The organism is Kribbella sp. NBC_01484, assembly GCF_036227145.1.
Classification (GTDB): Bacteria; Actinomycetota; Actinomycetes; order Propionibacteriales; family Kribbellaceae; genus Kribbella.
On sequence record NZ_CP109437.1, the window covers coordinates 1,464,311 to 1,480,927 of the forward strand.

General features: G+C 69.0%; 14 protein-coding genes. 4 read left to right on the forward strand and 10 right to left on the reverse strand.

From position 1 onward, the window contains the following. Positions 1-309: 309 nt before the first annotated feature. Both OG555_RS07080 and OG555_RS07085 read right to left on the reverse strand, forming a co-directional pair. Positions 310-1,557, reverse strand: a complete 1,248-nt coding sequence (locus OG555_RS07080) for an Rv2578c family radical SAM protein (protein ID WP_329482016.1) — start codon at positions 1,555-1,557, stop codon at positions 310-312. Positions 1,558-1,589: 32 nt separating this feature from the next. After that, positions 1,590-2,312: an NmrA family NAD(P)-binding protein gene (locus OG555_RS07085; protein WP_329484780.1), complete on the reverse strand. Its 723-nt coding sequence runs from the start codon at positions 2,310-2,312 to the stop codon at positions 1,590-1,592. Between the two features lie 261 nt (positions 2,313-2,573). On the opposite strand from OG555_RS07085, the gene OG555_RS07090 reads away from it, so the two are divergent. From OG555_RS07090 to OG555_RS07100, 3 genes are all read left to right on the forward strand, one after another. Then, positions 2,574-3,386: a TetR/AcrR family transcriptional regulator gene (locus OG555_RS07090; RefSeq protein ID WP_329482017.1), complete on the forward strand. Its 813-nt coding sequence runs from the start codon at positions 2,574-2,576 to the stop codon at positions 3,384-3,386. A gap of 81 nt (positions 3,387-3,467) precedes the next feature. Beyond that, positions 3,468-5,225, forward strand: coding sequence for an HSP90 family protein (locus OG555_RS07095; protein ID WP_329482018.1), 1,758 nt, complete (start codon positions 3,468-3,470; stop codon positions 5,223-5,225). Then, on the forward strand, positions 5,222-7,888 hold the full coding sequence (locus OG555_RS07100) for a tetratricopeptide repeat protein (RefSeq protein ID WP_329482019.1): 2,667 nt from the start codon (positions 5,222-5,224) through the stop codon (positions 7,886-7,888). Before OG555_RS07095 ends, OG555_RS07100 begins: the two co-directional genes overlap by 4 nt. Before the next feature lie 311 nt (positions 7,889-8,199). Here OG555_RS07100 and guaA read toward each other — a convergent pair whose 3' ends face one another. After that, on the reverse strand, positions 8,200-9,750 hold the full coding sequence (gene guaA / locus OG555_RS07105) for a glutamine-hydrolyzing GMP synthase (RefSeq protein ID WP_329482021.1): 1,551 nt from the start codon (positions 9,748-9,750) through the stop codon (positions 8,200-8,202). A 672-nt stretch (positions 9,751-10,422) separates the two neighbouring features. Here guaA and OG555_RS07110 point away from each other — a divergent pair. Next, positions 10,423-10,770, forward strand: coding sequence for a hypothetical protein (locus tag OG555_RS07110; protein WP_329482022.1), 348 nt, complete (start codon positions 10,423-10,425; stop codon positions 10,768-10,770). Here OG555_RS07110 and OG555_RS07115 read toward each other — a convergent pair. The 7 genes from OG555_RS07115 to OG555_RS07145 form a co-directional block, all read right to left on the reverse strand. Beyond that, positions 10,754-10,954, reverse strand: coding sequence for a hypothetical protein (locus OG555_RS07115; protein ID WP_329482023.1), 201 nt, complete (start codon positions 10,952-10,954; stop codon positions 10,754-10,756). The genes OG555_RS07110 and OG555_RS07115 overlap by 17 nt on opposite strands. 35 nt (positions 10,955-10,989) lie before the next feature. After that, on the reverse strand, positions 10,990-12,054 hold the full coding sequence (locus OG555_RS07120) for a cytochrome P450 (protein ID WP_329482024.1): 1,065 nt from the start codon (positions 12,052-12,054) through the stop codon (positions 10,990-10,992). Further along, a complete protein-coding gene (gene bioD, locus OG555_RS07125) occupies positions 12,051-12,713 on the reverse strand; it encodes a dethiobiotin synthase (protein WP_329482025.1) in 663 nt (220 codons plus the stop codon). Before bioD ends, OG555_RS07120 begins: the two co-directional genes overlap by 4 nt. Further along, positions 12,710-13,831: an 8-amino-7-oxononanoate synthase gene (locus tag OG555_RS07130; RefSeq protein ID WP_329482026.1), complete on the reverse strand. Its 1,122-nt coding sequence runs from the start codon at positions 13,829-13,831 to the stop codon at positions 12,710-12,712. Before OG555_RS07130 ends, bioD begins: the two co-directional genes overlap by 4 nt. Then, on the reverse strand, positions 13,831-15,144 hold the full coding sequence (locus tag OG555_RS07135; RefSeq protein ID WP_329482027.1) for an adenosylmethionine--8-amino-7-oxononanoate transaminase: 1,314 nt from the start codon (positions 15,142-15,144) through the stop codon (positions 13,831-13,833). Before OG555_RS07135 ends, OG555_RS07130 begins: the two co-directional genes overlap by 1 nt. A 90-nt stretch (positions 15,145-15,234) precedes the next feature. Next, the gene (locus tag OG555_RS07140) at positions 15,235-16,179 is read right to left on the reverse strand and encodes a zeta toxin family protein (protein WP_329482028.1); all 945 of its coding nucleotides are present in this window, start codon (positions 16,177-16,179) and stop codon (positions 15,235-15,237) included. Beyond that, a complete protein-coding gene (locus OG555_RS07145; RefSeq protein ID WP_329482029.1) occupies positions 16,176-16,565 on the reverse strand; it encodes a hypothetical protein in 390 nt (129 codons plus the stop codon). Before OG555_RS07145 ends, OG555_RS07140 begins: the two co-directional genes overlap by 4 nt. Between the last annotated feature and the right edge of the window lie 52 nt (positions 16,566-16,617).

The following is a 16,617-nucleotide window of genomic DNA, read 5'->3' on the forward strand; positions in this document are numbered from 1 at the left end:
AGACACAGCCACCGACAGTTCTCAAACCCAGAACCCCTTGTTTTCAAAGGCTTTGACTATCCACAGGCGCCGATCACTGTGGACAACTTCGTGAACGTTGCCTTAGGCAAAATGTTTGCGGATCAAATGAGCGCGTGCGGCACCGGCGGGGTACCTGTAAGCCAGTCCCGTCGCCGGTCATTCCGGGATCTCCACAGTTTGTTGGGCCTTCGCTGAGCCCGCGACGAGAGGAGCCCGCGTGGTGGGAGGAGCGGCGCGGGGTGGGTGACGAAGGAGTGGACGTAGTTGCCGCGCGGGTTCCCAGCCTGCTTAGAAGAGGGGCTGTTGAGTTGGTGGTGCCGCTGGGCTGGCGGGCTTGGGGGATGGGGGGCGGCGGAAGCGGGTGGTGGGGTCGGGTTCGCCCCAACCGGTGGCGGAGTCGGAGGTGGCGGTGGGACCGGGGGCTTCGACGATGCCGCGAGGGTGGTTCGCGTTGGCGCGGGCCTGAGCGGACCCCGTGCCGGGCTGAGCGGACCTCGTGCCGGGCTGGGCGGACCCCGCGCCCGGTCGAGTGGACCTCGGGCTGGGTTGGGTCGGGGGGCCGGGCAGGGGGTCGGATCGGTGGCTGGAGCCTCGGCCGAAGCCGTGTTTGTCGAGCAGTGGGCGGGCCTTTTGTTCGAAGGCTTTGCGGTAGCTGGGGGAAGCGTAGGAGCCGTGCGCGTACAGGGATTGGTAGCGGGCCACCAGCTGGGGGTGGTCTCGGGCCAGCCACGTCATGAACCAGTCTTTGACGCCGGGGCGGAGGTGGAGGACGAGGGTGGTTACGCCGGTAGCTCCGGCTTCGGCCAGCTCACCAAAGAGGTGGTCCAGCTGGTCGGGTGAGTCCGTCAGCCAAGGGAGGACGGGGGCCACCATGACGCCGCACGGGAGGCCGGCTTCGCGGACGGCTCGGATGAGGTCGAGGCGGCCGCGGACGGAGGGGACGCCGGGTTCGACGTGCCGCCGGAGCTCTTCGTCGCCCAGGGCCAGCGAGATCCCGATGCCCACGGGGACCTGCTCGGAGGCGGCGGCGAGGAGCGGGAGGTCGCGGCGGAGCAAGGTGCCCTTGGTCAGCACGGACAAAGGCGTGCCGGAGCCGGCCAGGGCGTCGATGATGCCCGGCATCAGGCGGTAGCGGCCTTCGGCTCGCTGGTAGGGGTCGGTGTTGGTGCCTAGGGCAACTTGTTCGTGGTTCCAGGACGGGCGGGCGAGTTCGCGGCGGAGGACGTCGACCACGTTGGTCTTCACGACGATCTGCTGGTCGAAGTCCAGGCCTTGGTCGAGTTCGAGATAGCGATGGCTCGGGCGGGCGAAGCAGTAGCGGCAGGCATGGGTGCAGCCGCGGTACGGGTTGATGGTCCAGTTGAAGGGCAGCGACGTACCGGGCACCGAGTTCAGCGCGGATCGGGCGACGACCTCATGGAAGGTGATGCCCCGGAACTCCGGTGTCGTCACCGATCGGACCAGACCCGCGATCGACCCGAGACCTGGCAACGTCCCTGGAGTCTCGACATCGAGCTGCTGACCGGCCCATCTCATGCATCACAGTCGAACACATGTTCGGCACCAAATCAACCGAGGAAGGCACCAGCGTTCGCGACCGCCCACTCGCGATACGTCACCGCCGGCCGACCGAGAAGCGATGGCACCGTCGGCTCGGGCTTCATCGGATGCTCCGCCATCATCCGGAATCCGTCCAGCAACCACTGCGCCGTCTCGAGCCCGATCACCGGCGCGAGCAGATCGAGATAGCCGGCCGGCGTCAGTTCCTCGAAGCGAACGTCCCGCCCGATCGCCGCCGAGATGCACGCGACCTGCTCCGGCGCCGTCAGTCCGTCCGGCCCGCTCATCGTGAGCTTCTGCCCGCTGTAGTTCGAGGAGAGCAGGACGACCCGCGCGACCGCCGCGATGTCCCCCAGATCGATCGGCGTCTGCACGGCTCCGGCGTACGGCGCGCGCACGACGCCCTCGGCCTTGATCGACGCCGCCCAGTCCAGCGTGTTGTTCATGAACTGCCCGGGCCGCAGGAACGTCCAGTCGAACCCAGCTGCCTCGATCGCCAGCTCGATCCGGTAGTAGTGCCAGGTCGACGGATCCCCCTGCGCCTCGTAGTCCGCAGGTTCACCCGACAGTACGACGACCCGCCGCACGCCGGCCTCTTGAGCGCAGCGGACGAAGTCCTCCACGTACGCCGGAAGTGGCGCGAGGTACACCGTGTCGACACCGGCCAACGCGGCAGGCAGGGTCGCCGGCTTGCCCAGATACCCGCGTGCGACCTCGACACCGTCCGGCAGCGCGGCCCGGGTCGGGTTGTTGGTGAGCGCGCGTACGGGGCGCCTGCCGCCGCCAACTCGTCCACCAGGAGCCGCCCCACACTCCCGGTCGCGCCGGTCACCAGGATCGTCATGCCGTCTCCCTCACGCCAAAGCTAATTCCCGTAGGCTATACGAGAATTTGCCTCGGTGCCTATGAGTCCCTCGGTGACGGGCGACGTGCGACGCTTGCCGTGCGCGCCCGGAGGGGCAGGGTCGGGAGTGCTGGAGAGCGGAGGGGCTTTGACGGTTCGGCGGAGTGGTGAGGGGCAGCCGGAGCGGACGCTGGCGCTGCTGTGGCGCAACCACCGCAAGCGGGCCGCCGAGGCAGGGCGGGCGACGCCGGGCCGCGAGGCCCGAGGGGCTGGGCGGCGGCCTTCGTTGGATGTGGACGAGGTTGTCATGGCGGGGATCCGGTTGGCGGATGAGCAAGGGCTCGTCGCGGCCTCGATGGGTGGAGTGGCCAAGGAGTTGAGAGTCGGGACGATGACGCTCTACACCTATGTCCCGTCCAAGGAGGAGTTGCTCGACCTGATGGTGGATCAGGTGCTGGCCGAGCGCGACCTGCCCGGCGCCGGTGCGCCACGCCCCGACGACTGGCGCGAGCAGATCGAGGTCTACTCGGAGCAGACCCGAGCGATGTTCCAACGGCACCCTTGGCTCGCGCAAGTGTCGACGATCCGTCCGCCGGTCGGCCCCGGCATGCTGGCCGGCCGCGAGTACCTGCTGTCCGCGTTCCTCGGCCTGGGCCTCAGCCCAGCCGAGACCAACACGGCCGCGCTCGCGATCACGACGTACGTCGACTCCGCCGCCGGCCTGGAGGCGGAGAGCGAACTGATCGAGCGCGCGACCGATCAGAGCAACGACTCCTGGTGGTACGAGCGCAGCGACCTCTGGGGGACGTACTTCGACGTCGAAAGACATCCCGCGATGACAGCGATCTGGAACGCGAACGGCTACCAGTCGAGCACGCGCGAGGCCGCGGCCGAGTCCTACCGCTACGGCCTCGACCGTCTCCTCGACGGCATCCAGGCGATGGCTCCGGAAACCCTATAAATCAAGGGGAAGCGTTCACCACCGCCCGTCACCAACGCTAAGCGAACAGTCGCCGACCCTGGCATGCCGTAGGTTGCCGTGGTGCGCGAGAACTTCCAGGTCGACCTGCAAGGGATCGTCGACCTGCTGAGCAACCATCTGTACAGCAGTCCCCGGGTGTACCTGCGCGAGCTGCTGCAGAACGCCGTCGACGCGATCACGGCCCGCCAGGCCACCGATCCCGGTACGCCGCAGCGGATCGACGTACGCACGGCCGACGACGGGCTGAGCATCTCCGACACCGGGATCGGCCTCACGCCGGACGAGGTGCGGGAGCTGCTGGCAACGATCGGGCGGAGCTCGAAGCGGGACGAGATCGGATTCGCCCGGACCGAGTTCCTCGGCCAGTTCGGCATCGGTCTGCTGTCGGCGTTCATGGTCGCGGACGAGATCGAGATCGTCACCCAGCCGGCCGGCGGTCCGGCCACGCACTGGATCGGTACGGCGGACGGCCGCTACACGATCGCGGAGACGACGGATCGTCCCGAGCCGGGTACGACGGTCACGCTCAAGGCGCGGCGTGGTGCGGAGCAGTGGTACAAGAAGGCCACAGTTGTCGAACTGATCCGCCTGTTCGGTGCACTGCTGCCGATCGAGATCCTGGTCGACGGTGAGCAGGTCACCGACGGCACCGCACCCTGGGAGGGCTCACGGGCCGATCTGCTCGGCTATGCGCAGGACAAGCTCGGGTTCACACCGTTCGACGTGATCCACTTGAACAATCCGGCCGCCGGGCTGACCGGTGTCGCGTTCGTGCTGCCGTTCGCCGCGAACCCGGCAGAGCGGGCAACGCATCGCGTGTACCTGAAGCGGATGCTGCTCGCCGAGAACGTCGAAGGGCTGCTCCCCGACTGGGCGTTCTTCGTCCGCGCCGTCATCGACACGTCCGAGCTGCGTCCGACCGCGAGCCGCGAGGCGCTGTTCGACGACGGCAACCTCGAAGCCACCCGGGACGCGCTGGGCGCGCAGTTGCGTGGCTGGTTGGTCCGCCTCGGCAACACGGACCCGGCCAAGCTGGACCGGTTCCTCGCCATCCACCAGCTCGGCGTGAAGGCGCTCGCCCTGCACGACGACGAGATGCTCAAGCTGGTCCACCGCTGGCTGCGCTTCGAGACGAACCATGGCCGGATGACAACCGCTGAGCTGCAGGAGCGCAGCGGTGAGATCCGCTATGTCGCCACGGTCGAGGAGTTCCGTCAGCTGGCAGCGGTTGCGGCCGCACAGCAGATCACTGTGGTGAACGGCGGCTACACCTACGACAGCGAGCTCCTCGAGCGCCTCCCCGAGGTAGTGCCCGATCTGGTCACCACACGGTTCGATCCGACCGAGCTGAGCACGAGCTTCGACAGTCTGGACCCGGACACCGAGCTAGGGCTGCGCCCGTTCGTCGGGCTCGCGCAGGCCGCGCTGGACTCGGTCGGTTGCGAGGTAGTGGTCCGTGCGTTCGAGCCTGCCGGTCTGCCCGCGCTCTACCTCGTGGACCGGTCCGCACAGTTCGCCAGTGAGCTCAGAGCCACCAAGGATCGTGCGGACGCGCTATGGTCCGAGGTACTCGGTGCACTCGACACCCACGACGACAGCCGGCCGCAACTCGTTCTGAACTACCGCAGTCCTTTGGTACGGCGGATGGCGTCACTGAACGATCCTGAGCTCGCACAGCTCGCAGTCGAAGGGCTGTACGGACATGCGCTGATGCTCGGTTACCACCCGATCAGTCCGGCGGACTCTGCACTGGTGAACCGCTCCTTCCTCGGTCTGCTCGACCAGGCTGTCCCGACGCAGGAGGACCCGAACCGATGAATCAGGAACTCGTGGACCGACTCCAGCGCGCCGAGAGTGCGCCGTACGGGAAAGCGCGGTCGGCTTTGCTGGAGGACGTCGTACGGCGGGCCGATGCGGCCGGTGAGGAGGACCTGGCGTTCTACAGCCGCCTCTCGCTCGTGACGGCGTACGTGATGGGGGGCGAACCGCGGAAGTCACTGGTGCCGTTCGCGCGGTGCGTGGCGGACTGGGATGCGTCACCCGATCAGTACCGCGGTTACTCGCACACGTTCCTGTGGTGCTTCAAGTACGCGCCGAGCACGCTGACCAAGTTCCCCGAGGTGCCGCTGGATCGTGCGTACGCCGTGCTGGACGACATGGAACGGCGGTGGCGGCAGGGCGGCCACAGCATGCACGCCGTCCATCAGCACCGGTGGCTGGTCGCACACCACATCGGCGATGCGGACACGGCGGCCGAGCAGTTCCGGCTGTGGTCGACCGCGCCGCGCGACGACCTGTCGGACTGCGTCGGCTGCGACCCGACCTCAAAGGTGCACCACCTGACCAGCGTCGGGCGTACGGCGGACGCCGTCGCGCTGGCCGTGTCCGTGCTGGACGGGCAGCTCACCTGCGCGGAGCAGCCGCAGCAGATGCTGACCGCTCTGCTGCCGGCGTATGTCGCCGAGGGCATGTACTCCGAGGCGGTGGACGCACATCGGAAGGCGTACCGGATCCTGCGCGGGCGGGTCGGGGAACTGAGCGAGCACGCGGACCACGTGGTGTTCCTGGCTCGGACCGGCAACGAACTGAAGGCCGTCGAGCTGATCGAGCGGCACGCACCCGAGCTGGCCGATCCGCCGTCGCCGTACGCCGAGATGGTGTTCGCGGCGGGCGCGTCACTCGCCCTGAGCCGGGTCGACGCCGGACTGATGATCCGGCAACCGTCCGGCTCCACACCGGCTGCTGAGCTGGCGGAGCAACTGGCCGCGAGAGCTCTGGACCTGGCAGCCCAGTTCGACGCACGGAACGGGACGACGCATCGCAGCGACGAGATCCGCGCGACGCTGACCGCCGAGCCATGGGTGGAGTACCTGCCGCTCTCGGAGACCGCCCGGCGCGCCCAGCTCCGGAAGCAGGCCCAGCCGGCCGCCGAACCCTCGGACCAGCCGCCACTCGGTCCCGCTCGGCCGGAGCCCACCGGCCGCGGCTGGCTCGACGAGGCCGAGGACGCGTGGCAGCGCGGGCAGTCCGAGCAAGCGATCATGGCCTGGCAAGTGTTCGAGCAAGAGGTGCCGGAGACTGAGTGGACTGCACTCGACCGCGCCCGTGCCCTGGACGGGCGAGGGTTGCTGGCGTCCGACAAGCCGGAGCGCGCGCTGGAGTCCTGGCGCGAAGCACTCGCGCTGTACGCCGATCTTGGTGAAGAGATCCGCCTGCTCCGCGACCGCGGACGCATCGGCCGGCTGCTCTGCGAGCTGGGACAGGTCGAGGAGGGACTCGCGACCAGCGAGGAGCCGCTGCGCCGGCTGATCACCGAGGACGAGCCGCGACGTCAGGGCCACTGGCAGTACTCGCTGGCGACCGTGTACGCCCACGCCGGCCGCTACGACGACGCCGTACGCGAACTGCGTGAGCTGCGTGCACGTCCGGACGTCGAGGAGGAGCTCCTGGCGGGCGCAGCGATGATGCAGGGCGACCTCCTCGCGCAGCTGGGACGCTTCAGGGAAGCGGAAGAGGCCGCCACAGTGGCGTCGGGGGCTGCGAGTGAACTGGTGCGGTCCTTCGCGTACAGGCAGCGTGGGCGGATCCGCCTCGAGCTCGAACGCCCGGCCGAGGCGGCCGAGGACCTGACTGAGGCAGTCGCACTGCTGGCCGGCGTTCCGGGCATGGAGGTTCAGGTAGCGCTCGCCCGGTTGGAGCTGGCGCGTGCGTATCTGATGACCGGGCGGCCGCTGGAGGCGGCGGAGACGGGTGAGGAGGCGCTGCCGGTGCTGGGCGGTGACCCTGGCCTTGCCCAGCCGCTTGCCGACGCGCGCGGCGTACTCATCGAGGCCTACCGTTCGCTGGGCGAGCTGGAGTCCGCACTGACCAAGGTGCGCGAGTTGCAGGCGTCCGCGCCGGCCGATGCGCATCCGGCCTGGTTGGCGATGATCCGGCACGACGAGGGCTTGCTGCTGGAGAAGCTCGACCGCGACGAGGAGGCAGTCGAGGTGCTCCTGTCCGCAGCCTCGCAGTACGCCGCTGCCGAGCAGCCGATCGAACAGGTGCAAGCACTCCGGCTGGCGGCCCAGTCCGCCCGCTATACCGGCGACTTCGCCCAGGCGGTCGAGCTGATCGACAGTGCCCGCCCGCTGCTGACCGCTCTGCCGTCAGCCGACCAGCGAGTCATCTTCCAGACCGCCGGTGTGCATTGGGATCTGGCGCTGATCGCCCTACAGCGGGGCGACGCGGACACCGCCGTACAGCAGGCGTCACAAGCCGCCGACCACTACGAACGCGGCGGCTACGCGGACCAGCAACTCAACGCACATCTACTGGTCGCCGAGCACAGCGCCGACGAGACCTTGCTGGAGCAACTCTTCCCAACCCTGACCACCGGCACCGAACCCTGGTACCGCGCCGGCTGGCTCCTCGTCGACCGCCTCCGCTCCCAGGGCCGCACGACCGAAGCGACGTCCCTGGAGGCGCGCCTCAGCGAATAGCCGCCGTAGGGTGTGGACCCTCAGTGAAGTCCTGGGACACCTGGCCGGTGGAGACCAGACGCGTTGCCCCCTGAAAGGGGGGCTCCCGGCCAGCGGCATCGCCAAACCCGCCACCACCGCCGGGCGGGTGCGGGTGGACTCCCAGGCCATCACAATCACCTAGACGCCGCCACCGCCGCGGGCGGCCTTCGTCCTCGCCTCGTTGTGATGGCCTGGCGATCCGGTCGACGGCGCGCGCAACACCCACGCATCCAGCAGCAGCCGATGCCCCCACGGATCCAGGCTCCGGCCTTGTCGTCAGGGGTGAGTGATCACTCCCACTCGATGGTGCCGGGGGGCTTGCTGGTGATGTCGAGGGTTACGCGGTTGATTTCGTCGACCTCGTTGGTGATGCGGGTGGAGATGCGTTCGAGGACGTCGTACGGGAGGCGGGCCCAGTCGGCGGTCATGGCGTCCTCGCTGGTGACGGGCCGCAGTACGACGGGGTGGCCGTAGGTGCGGCCATCACCCTGGACGCCGACCGAGCGGACGTCGGCCAGCAGGACGACCGGGAACTGCCAGATGTCGCGGTCGAGACCGGCCGCGGTCAGCTCGGTGCGGGCGATCAGGTCGGCCTGGCGCAGGAGGTCCAGGCGCTGCTTGGTGACCTCGCCGATGATCCGGATGCTCAGCCCCGGGCCTGGGAACGGGTGCCGGTAGACCATCGCCTCGGGCAGGCCGACGGCCAGGCCGAGCTCGCGGACTTCGTCCTTGAACAGTGTCCGCAGCGGCTCGATCAGGCTGAACTGCAGGTCGTCCGGCAGGCCGCCGACGTTGTGGTGCGACTTGATGTTCGCCGTCCCGGTGCCGCCGCCGGACTCGACCACGTCCGGGTACAGCGTGCCCTGGACCAGGAACTCGATGTGCCGCTCGGCGTCCACCTTGCGCGCGGTCGCCTCGAAGGTCCGGATGAACTCGCGGCCGACGATCTTGCGCTTCTGCTCCGGGTCGGTCACGCCGGCCAGTGCGCCGAGGAACTGCTCCTCCGCGTCGACCATCTCGAGCCGGATCCCGGTCGCGGCGACGAAGTCCTTCTCGATCTGCTCCGACTCGCCCGCCCGCTGCAGGCCGTGGTCGACGTACACACAGGTCAGCTGGTCGCCGATCGCCTTGTGCACCAGGGCCGCCGCCACCGCGGAGTCGACGCCGCCGGACAGCGCGCACAGCACTTGCTTGTCACCGACCTGCCGACGAATCAGCTCGACCTGCTCGTCGACGACGTTCGTCGTGGTCCAGTCGCCTTTGCACCCGGCGATGTCGTAGAGGAAGTGCTCGAGCACTGCCTGCCCGGCCTGCGAGTGCAGGACCTCCGGGTGCCACTGCACGCCGGCCAGCCGCCGGTCCAGGTCCTCGAACGCCGCCACGGGCGCGCCTTCGGACGCCGCGAGTACGGCGAAACCGGCAGGCGGCGCGTGGACTGCGTCACCGTGGGACATCCACACGTTGAGGTTCTCAGGGATGTCGGCCAGCAACGTGCCGGCCGCGCTGACCGTCACCGGCGTGCGGCCGAACTCGCGCAGGCCGGTCCGGCGGACCTCGCCGCCCAGCGTCTGCGCCATCGCCTGGAAGCCGTAGCAGATCCCGAACGCCGGTACGCCCGCGTCGAACAGCGCGGTCTCGACCCGCGGCGCACCCTCGGCGTACACCGACTGCGGCCCGCCGGACAGGATGATCGCCTTCGGCTGCCGCGCCAGCATCTCCTCGACCGGCATCGAGTGCGGCACGATCTCGGAGTACACCTTGGCCTCACGGACCCGGCGCGCGATCAGCTGCGCGTACTGCGCCCCGAAGTCGACGACCAGAACCAACTCATGCTCAGTCACCTTGCAAAGCCTATCGGTGCAGGTCAGCGGGGTTGTAATCGAGCGCTCCGTGCATCGGGTCGTTGGTCATCGCCAGACCGGGAATCCGGCGCCGCGGAACCGAGTGGATTTTGCTCGCGGCGCACAGCGGCGGGGAAGCTTGTCCTCGGTCCTGGGTGCAGACGGTTCCGGTGTCGGCCAAGATCCCGAGCCGTGCTGGAAGACTAGGGCGCCCGATCACGAACATGCCGAGGGCCCGCCGGCGTACACCCGACGGGCCCTCAGGCGATCTTGTAACGGAGAGACCTGCCTCCGCCTTCATCGAGAAGTTTAGGATCATGCCCTCGGCAAATCAAACCGCTGCTCATCACATCGCGGTCGCTGCCAAGATCAGCGCTCCACGACTCGCGCCGTACCTGGCGGCAACCGGAGGCGACGTCCGCCGGGCGTTGAGCTTGTACCAGTGGAACGTCGAACTCTCTGGCGCCGTCTACGAGTGCTTGCATCGGTTCGAGGTGATCCTTCGCAACGCGCTCGATGAGCAACTCTGCGGCTGGAATGCCACCCAGCGTGACAGGCAGACCGGGCAGATGCACTCGTCGGACTGGCTGATGGACCCCGCCCGTTTGATCCGACGGCTTGTCGGCGACGACATTCGCAAAGCCACCCGCAGAGCCCAGTCCGCTGTGCGTGGTGCCGGCACCACGCACAGGACACCCCGACATCCTCGCTCAGCTCAACTTCGGCACATGGCGTTTCCTCCTGCCCGACAACGACCCCGGCCGGCGACTTCTCTGGAACAAGACACTGGCCAGTGCCTTCCCGAAGCTGACGGGGACATCCTCAGACCTCGGGGACCACGTCGACCACATCTACAAGCTGCGCAACCGAGTCGCGCATCTCGAACCGCTGCTCAACTCCGGCATGGTCGCAGACCGGCTCGCTCGAATGAGAACTGTTCTCCTCGCGATCGATCCCGCCCTCGAGACCTGGTTCGTCTCGCGGCAGCGCGTCACGGCGACCCTCAAGACCAAGCCTTAGGCCCGGCGGTCACCGCCACCGGGCGCGGAGCGACCGGCACCGGGTCGTTAGTCATCTCCAGTCCGGGGAAGCGGCGGCGCATGGCGGCCTCGTAGCGGGTGGCCGCGGCCGGCTCGCCGATGAAGTCCGCGAGCTGGTGCTGGCCGAACCACAGCCGCACCCGGCGGCGAGGTGGGAAGCTCACCCGGCGGACGCTATCGCCGCCGGTTGTCCGGGGTGTTACTCCGCGTTACGAACGGAAGTCACCACCAGCCGCTTCGGCGCTCTGAACGACAGCAGGTCGATCATCGGCGGTTCCTCCACCAGCCGTACGGCGCTCAGCAGGCCGGCCGCACACTCGAGCGCAACCCGCGCCTCCATCCGAGCCAGCCCGGCCCCCAGACACCGATGTACGCCGACCCCAAACGCCAGATCCGCCGGACCGCCATGCCCAGAGAGCCCGAGCAGCACAGAAGCGCCACCAGGCAGCTCGACATCCCCAACCACCGCGGGCCCAGCGGTGACCCGCCGCCACGTCGGCACCGACGAAGCCTCCCGCAACACGTCCTCGACAACTGCCGCGGGGTCGCCTCCTGCCAACAGAGTGTGGTGGAACGTGGTGGAGATGAGTTGAGTAGTGGTTTCCTGGCCGGCGATCAGGAGGAAGTAGCCGACCGCGCACACCTCTTCGTCGGTGAGCCCCAGTGCCACGAGCACCCCGAACAGGTCGTCTCCGGGAGCTTGGCGGGCGGCCGTCGTACGGGATCGGAGCCAGGCGTAGAACTCAGCCGCACTGTGCGCCAGCTCCAGTTGACGGTCCTCGTCCGGCCAACCCCAGAACAGCTCGAGCGAATCCAGACTCCACGCCTTCAACGCCGGTACGTCGACCTCCGTCAGCCCGAGCATGTCGAGTACGACGAGCGCCGGCGGCTCGGCCGCGACAGCCTGGACCAGGTCCACCTGCCCGTCGCGTTCCACCACCTTGGTCGCCTCGGCCACCCGAGCCGCCGTCAGGTCGCGAGCCAGCCGCTCCGCCGCCGCCACCCGCGCGGGACTGAAGAACCGCGCCACCACCGCCCGGATCGGCCGGTGCGACTCCCCCGCGTTGTTCGCCAACGTCGGCGGTAACGCGAACCCCACCCCCGACAGCACCCGCAACGCCTTCACCGACAACGGCGTGTGCGCCAGTACGGCGTTGTCCGGCCGGAACCTCGCCGGATCCAGCAGCACCTCGCGCGCCAGCGTGGGGTCGTCGACGACCCAGTACCCGAGCTCCTCGTCGTACCGCGCCGGACACCCCGTCATCGGAACCAGCCGGGCGCGTCCCTGATGAACGCGCTCCGATCAAGCCGCCCCGCGCCCGCCGGGATACGGCCGATCACCGGGACGCCGGTCGTCACCGGCAGGTCCTCCAGGTTGCACTCCTCAGCCAGCCCAGGCTTGGCCGGCCACGAGCCGATCACCAGCCCGTCGATGGGCAGGCCGCGAGCCCGCAGAGCCTCGACGGTCAGCCCCGTGTGGTTGAGCGTCCCGAGGCCCGAGCGCGTCACTACGACGAAGGTGAACGGCATGGTCAGGTGCGCGGCGAGGTCGGCCAGGTTGTTGCCCGCAGCATCCAGTCCGACCAGAAGCCCGCCGGCCCCTTCGACCAGCACGGTGTCATACCTACCCGCCAGATCGTCGATGAACTTGGCGTGCTCCTCGACGGTCGGCAACGGCACACCCTCACGCCGAGCAGCGGTGGTCGGCGCCAGCGGATCCCGCAACCGAACACCTTCCCGCAGCTCGGTGATCCCGGTCAGCCGCTGAACGTCGGCGAGATCCCCCGGCTCGTCGGCGGTGACGCCAGTCTGCGCAGGCTTGACAACAACAACCGGCCCACCACCGGCGTGGTGGACAGCCAACGCGGCGGTGGTGATGGTTTTGCCTACGCCGGTGTCGGTACCGGTGATCAGGATGATCATGAGACCTGGCCGATCGCGTCGACGATGACGGCGCAAGCGTGGTCGAGGTCGGCTGCCGTGAGGCCGGCGTTGGCGGTCAGCCGGAGGCGGGAGATGCCGTCGGGGACCGATGGTGGCCGGAAGCTACCGACGCGAACGCCCGCCGCCAGGCAGAGGTCTGCAGCGTGGACGGCCTCGCGGGGGCCTGGCATGGGAACGGAGACGACGGGTCCCGCGGCGGGCGGGACACCGCACGCGGTGGCGAGGCGGCTGGCTGCGACGTGGATGGCTTCGGGGCGAGTGGGTTCGGCTTGCAGGACTTGGAGAGCAGCCAGCGCGGCGGCGCAGGCGGCTGGGTTCAGGCCGGTGTCGAAGATGAAGGGACGGGCCCGGTTGACGAGGTGTTCGCGCAGGATGCGTGGGCCCAGGACGACACCCCCTTGGGATGCCATTGCCTTGGACAACGTCATGGTGACCAGCACATGGTCCTGACCGGCCAGGCCGGCGGCGTGCACGGAGCCACGGCCGCCGCCGGTGACGCCGAGGCCGTGAGCCTCGTCGACGAGCAGTACGGCGTCGTGCGCTCGGGCAACGGACGCGAGGTCGGCCAACGGCGCCGCATCGCTGAGCACGCTGAAGACCGACTCGGTCATCACCACCGCGTGCGGTTCGTTGCGTTCGGCAAGCACCTTGGTGACCGCGTCGACGTCGTTGTGCGGGACGATCTCGACCCGCGACCGGGACAACCGGCAGGCGTCGACGAGCGACGCGTGGATGTGGTCGTCGGACACCATCAGCGCGCCGGGTCCACCGAGTGCGGTGACCACGCCGAGATTGGCGAGGTATCCGGACGAGAACACCAGCGCCGACTCCTGGCCGACGTACGCCGCGAGCGCCGATTCCAGTTCCTCGTGCAGAGCCGTCGTACCGGTCACCAGACGGGACGCCGTCGATCCGGTGCCCCAGATGCAGACGGCCTCGGCCGCGGCCTCGATCACGCGCGGGTCGGACGCCAGGCCAAGGTAGTCGTTGCCCGCGAGATCGATCAGCTGATCGTCGGCCGCGCGGGCCCGGAGCCGGCGGGTCAGGCCGCGGGATTCCAGCGCCGCGGCCTTCGGAGCGAGCCAGTCCTCGAGCATCAGCCGGCCTCCTCGACCGCACCCGCGATCGCCGCCGCGATGGTGGCGATGTCGTCGTCGGTGCACACGTACGGCGGCATCGTGTAGACCAGATCGCGGAACGGCCGAACCCACACGCCGCGCCGCAGCGCCGCCTCGGTCATCCGGGGCAGATCCACCGGCCCACCGAGTTGTACGACGCCAACCGCGCCGAGCACCCGGACATCCTTGACCGCCGGCAGCGATGATGCGGGAGCCAGACCGGCCGACAGACCCGCCGAGATACGAGCGACCCGGTCGGCCCAGTCCTGGGACAGCAACAGGTCGATCGACGCGAGCGCGACCGAACAGGCCAGCGGGTTGGCCATGAAGGTCGGGCCGTGCATCAGCGCGCCGCCCGGTCCGTTCGAGACTGTCTGCGCGACGTCCGTCGTACACAGCATCGCGGCCAGTGTCAGGTAGCCCCCGGTCAAGGCCTTGCCGACGCAGAGGATGTCCGGATCGATGCCCGCGTGCTCGGAGGCGAAGAGGGTGCCGGTGCGGCCGAAGCCGGTGGCGATCTCGTCCAGGATCAGCAGGAATCCGTGTCGGTCCGCGAGGTCGCGCAGCACGCGCAGGCAGGCCGGGCTGTACGGGTACATACCACCCGCACCCTGGAGGATCGGCTCGACGATGATGCCGGCGATCTCGCCCGCGTGCCGCTCCGCCAGCTCGGTCACGGCGGCGGCCCAGGCGAGCAGCTCCGGATCGTCGTCCGGGCGATCGAACCCGGCCGGCGGCTGCGGCCCGAACACCTGCTCCTTCAACGCGCCCGTGAACAGCGAATGCATCCCGTTCACCGGGTCGCACACACTCATCGGCGCGAACGTGTCGCCGTGGTACCCGCCGCGGACGGTCAGCATCCGAGTCCGCCCGTTGTTGCCTCGGGCAACTTGGTACTGGAGCGCCAGCTTGATCGCGACCTCGACCGAGACCGAGCCGGAGTCACAGAAGAACACGTGCCGCAACGGTTCCGGAGTGATCTCGACCAGCCGCTCGGCCAGCCTGATGGCCGGCTCGTGGGTCAGCCCGCCGAACATCACGTGGCTGAAGTCGTCCACCTGGCTCTTCACCGCAGCGTCCAGCACGGGGTTGCGGTAGCCGTGGATCATGCACCACCAGGACGCCATCGCGTCGATCGCCTCGACCACCTCGCCGGCCCCGTCGTCCAGCTGCAGCCGTACGCCGGACGCACCTCGGACCAACCGGACCGGCGACGGCTCGGTCAGCGAGGAGTACGGATGCCAGAGAAGCTCCGAATCCTGCTGTAGCCACCGATTGACCGCCTGTGACACCGTGTCCCGCCTCCGTCCTGAGGACTCACCACGGTAATCGCTGCTCGCCACGACAGCAGGCGTGGGTGGCCAGGATGTGGCCTAGCTCTCCTACAGTTGGGTGCCGGCTGTTGCGATGTGCAACGTCACTGCGTCGGGGTGCAGCCGCGGCCGGGCCATCGCCGTCACCGTCTTGGCGCCTTCGAGCGATTCGTCCCGGATCCACTGCACCGGCGCGGCAAGCCCGATCCGGCCAACCACCGAGGCAGTCTCCAGGAAGTTCCGGGACTCCAGCACAGTCCAGGCGCGGTCTCGCTCCCAGGTGATCGCTTCGGCCGCCCGCGCGGGTTGCTGCCACTGACCGTCGGCGTCGCGCTGGTTGCCGTAGATGAGCTGCCCGTCCGGACGCAGTACGGCGATCCGGTCGGCCCACTCCCCTTGGTCGATCAGTTCGGCGGCTCGCAGCACACCGGCGTACCCGGCATCGTGGACGCTCTGCATCGCCAGCCTGCCGAAGCCGAAGCTCTCCAACGCGCGCATGTGCCGTTCGAGGACGCCGAAGCGGCTGCGTGCCTCGTGCATCGCCAGGATCGCGACCTCGATCTGGAATCCCGCCTCCTTGAATCGGCGGGCCGATGTCGCGAGGCTGTCGGGGTCGATGCACTCCGTCTCGACGATCGCGTCGTACCGCTCCTGGATCACCAGTTCCTCGGCCTGCGCCAGCCAGCGCCGGCCGTCGGCCGCGACGTACTTGCCGGCGGTTGTCGGTACGTCGGTGATCGGCTCGTGGAAGCGTGGATGGTACGGCTCGTAGGCGGTCGCGCTCAGTACGACGGGACGGCCGCGACGATGCAGAACGGCCTTGACCATCGCGGTGATCGTGGCCTTGCCGTCGCCCGGCTGACCACCGACGAACACCACGACCGGCTGCTCCTGCGCGGTGCCGGTCAACTGGTCGGGAACGATCCGGTCGCGGAAGATCCGCCCACTCTCCGCCTCGGCCAGCAGGTAGCGGTCGTCGTCACCGGCCGGCCCGGTCTCCCACACATCGGTCACGCTCGCCCCAGCACTTCGTTGCCGCCTGCGTCCTCATCGCCGGCCACGGCGTCGAAGTCGTCCTCGTCATCGCGCTTGCCGGCGTCGTCTTCATCATCGTCGTGCTCCTCGACGCTGAGGAGCTTGTCGGCGTCGAGGCGGATGCGCTTGATCGCGCGGGTGTCCAGCGGAGTGAGCTCCTGCCCCCGCGCGGCCCAGGCCTGCTGCTCGGCCCGCCAGCCCGCGATGGCGTCGGTATCCGGCTCGGTGGCCGTCTCGATCAACCGGGTGTAGTAGCCGATCGCCTGCCGGACACCCTCCTGCGCGGTCTCGTACGCGATCGCCTGCGGCCCCGTCCAGGTCGCCGTACCGAGCTCGGCCAGAACGTTGAAGGCGACGTTAACCACACCTGGACGATATCGGACATCCCGGGTCACGCACGGACCGGCGGGGCCGTGC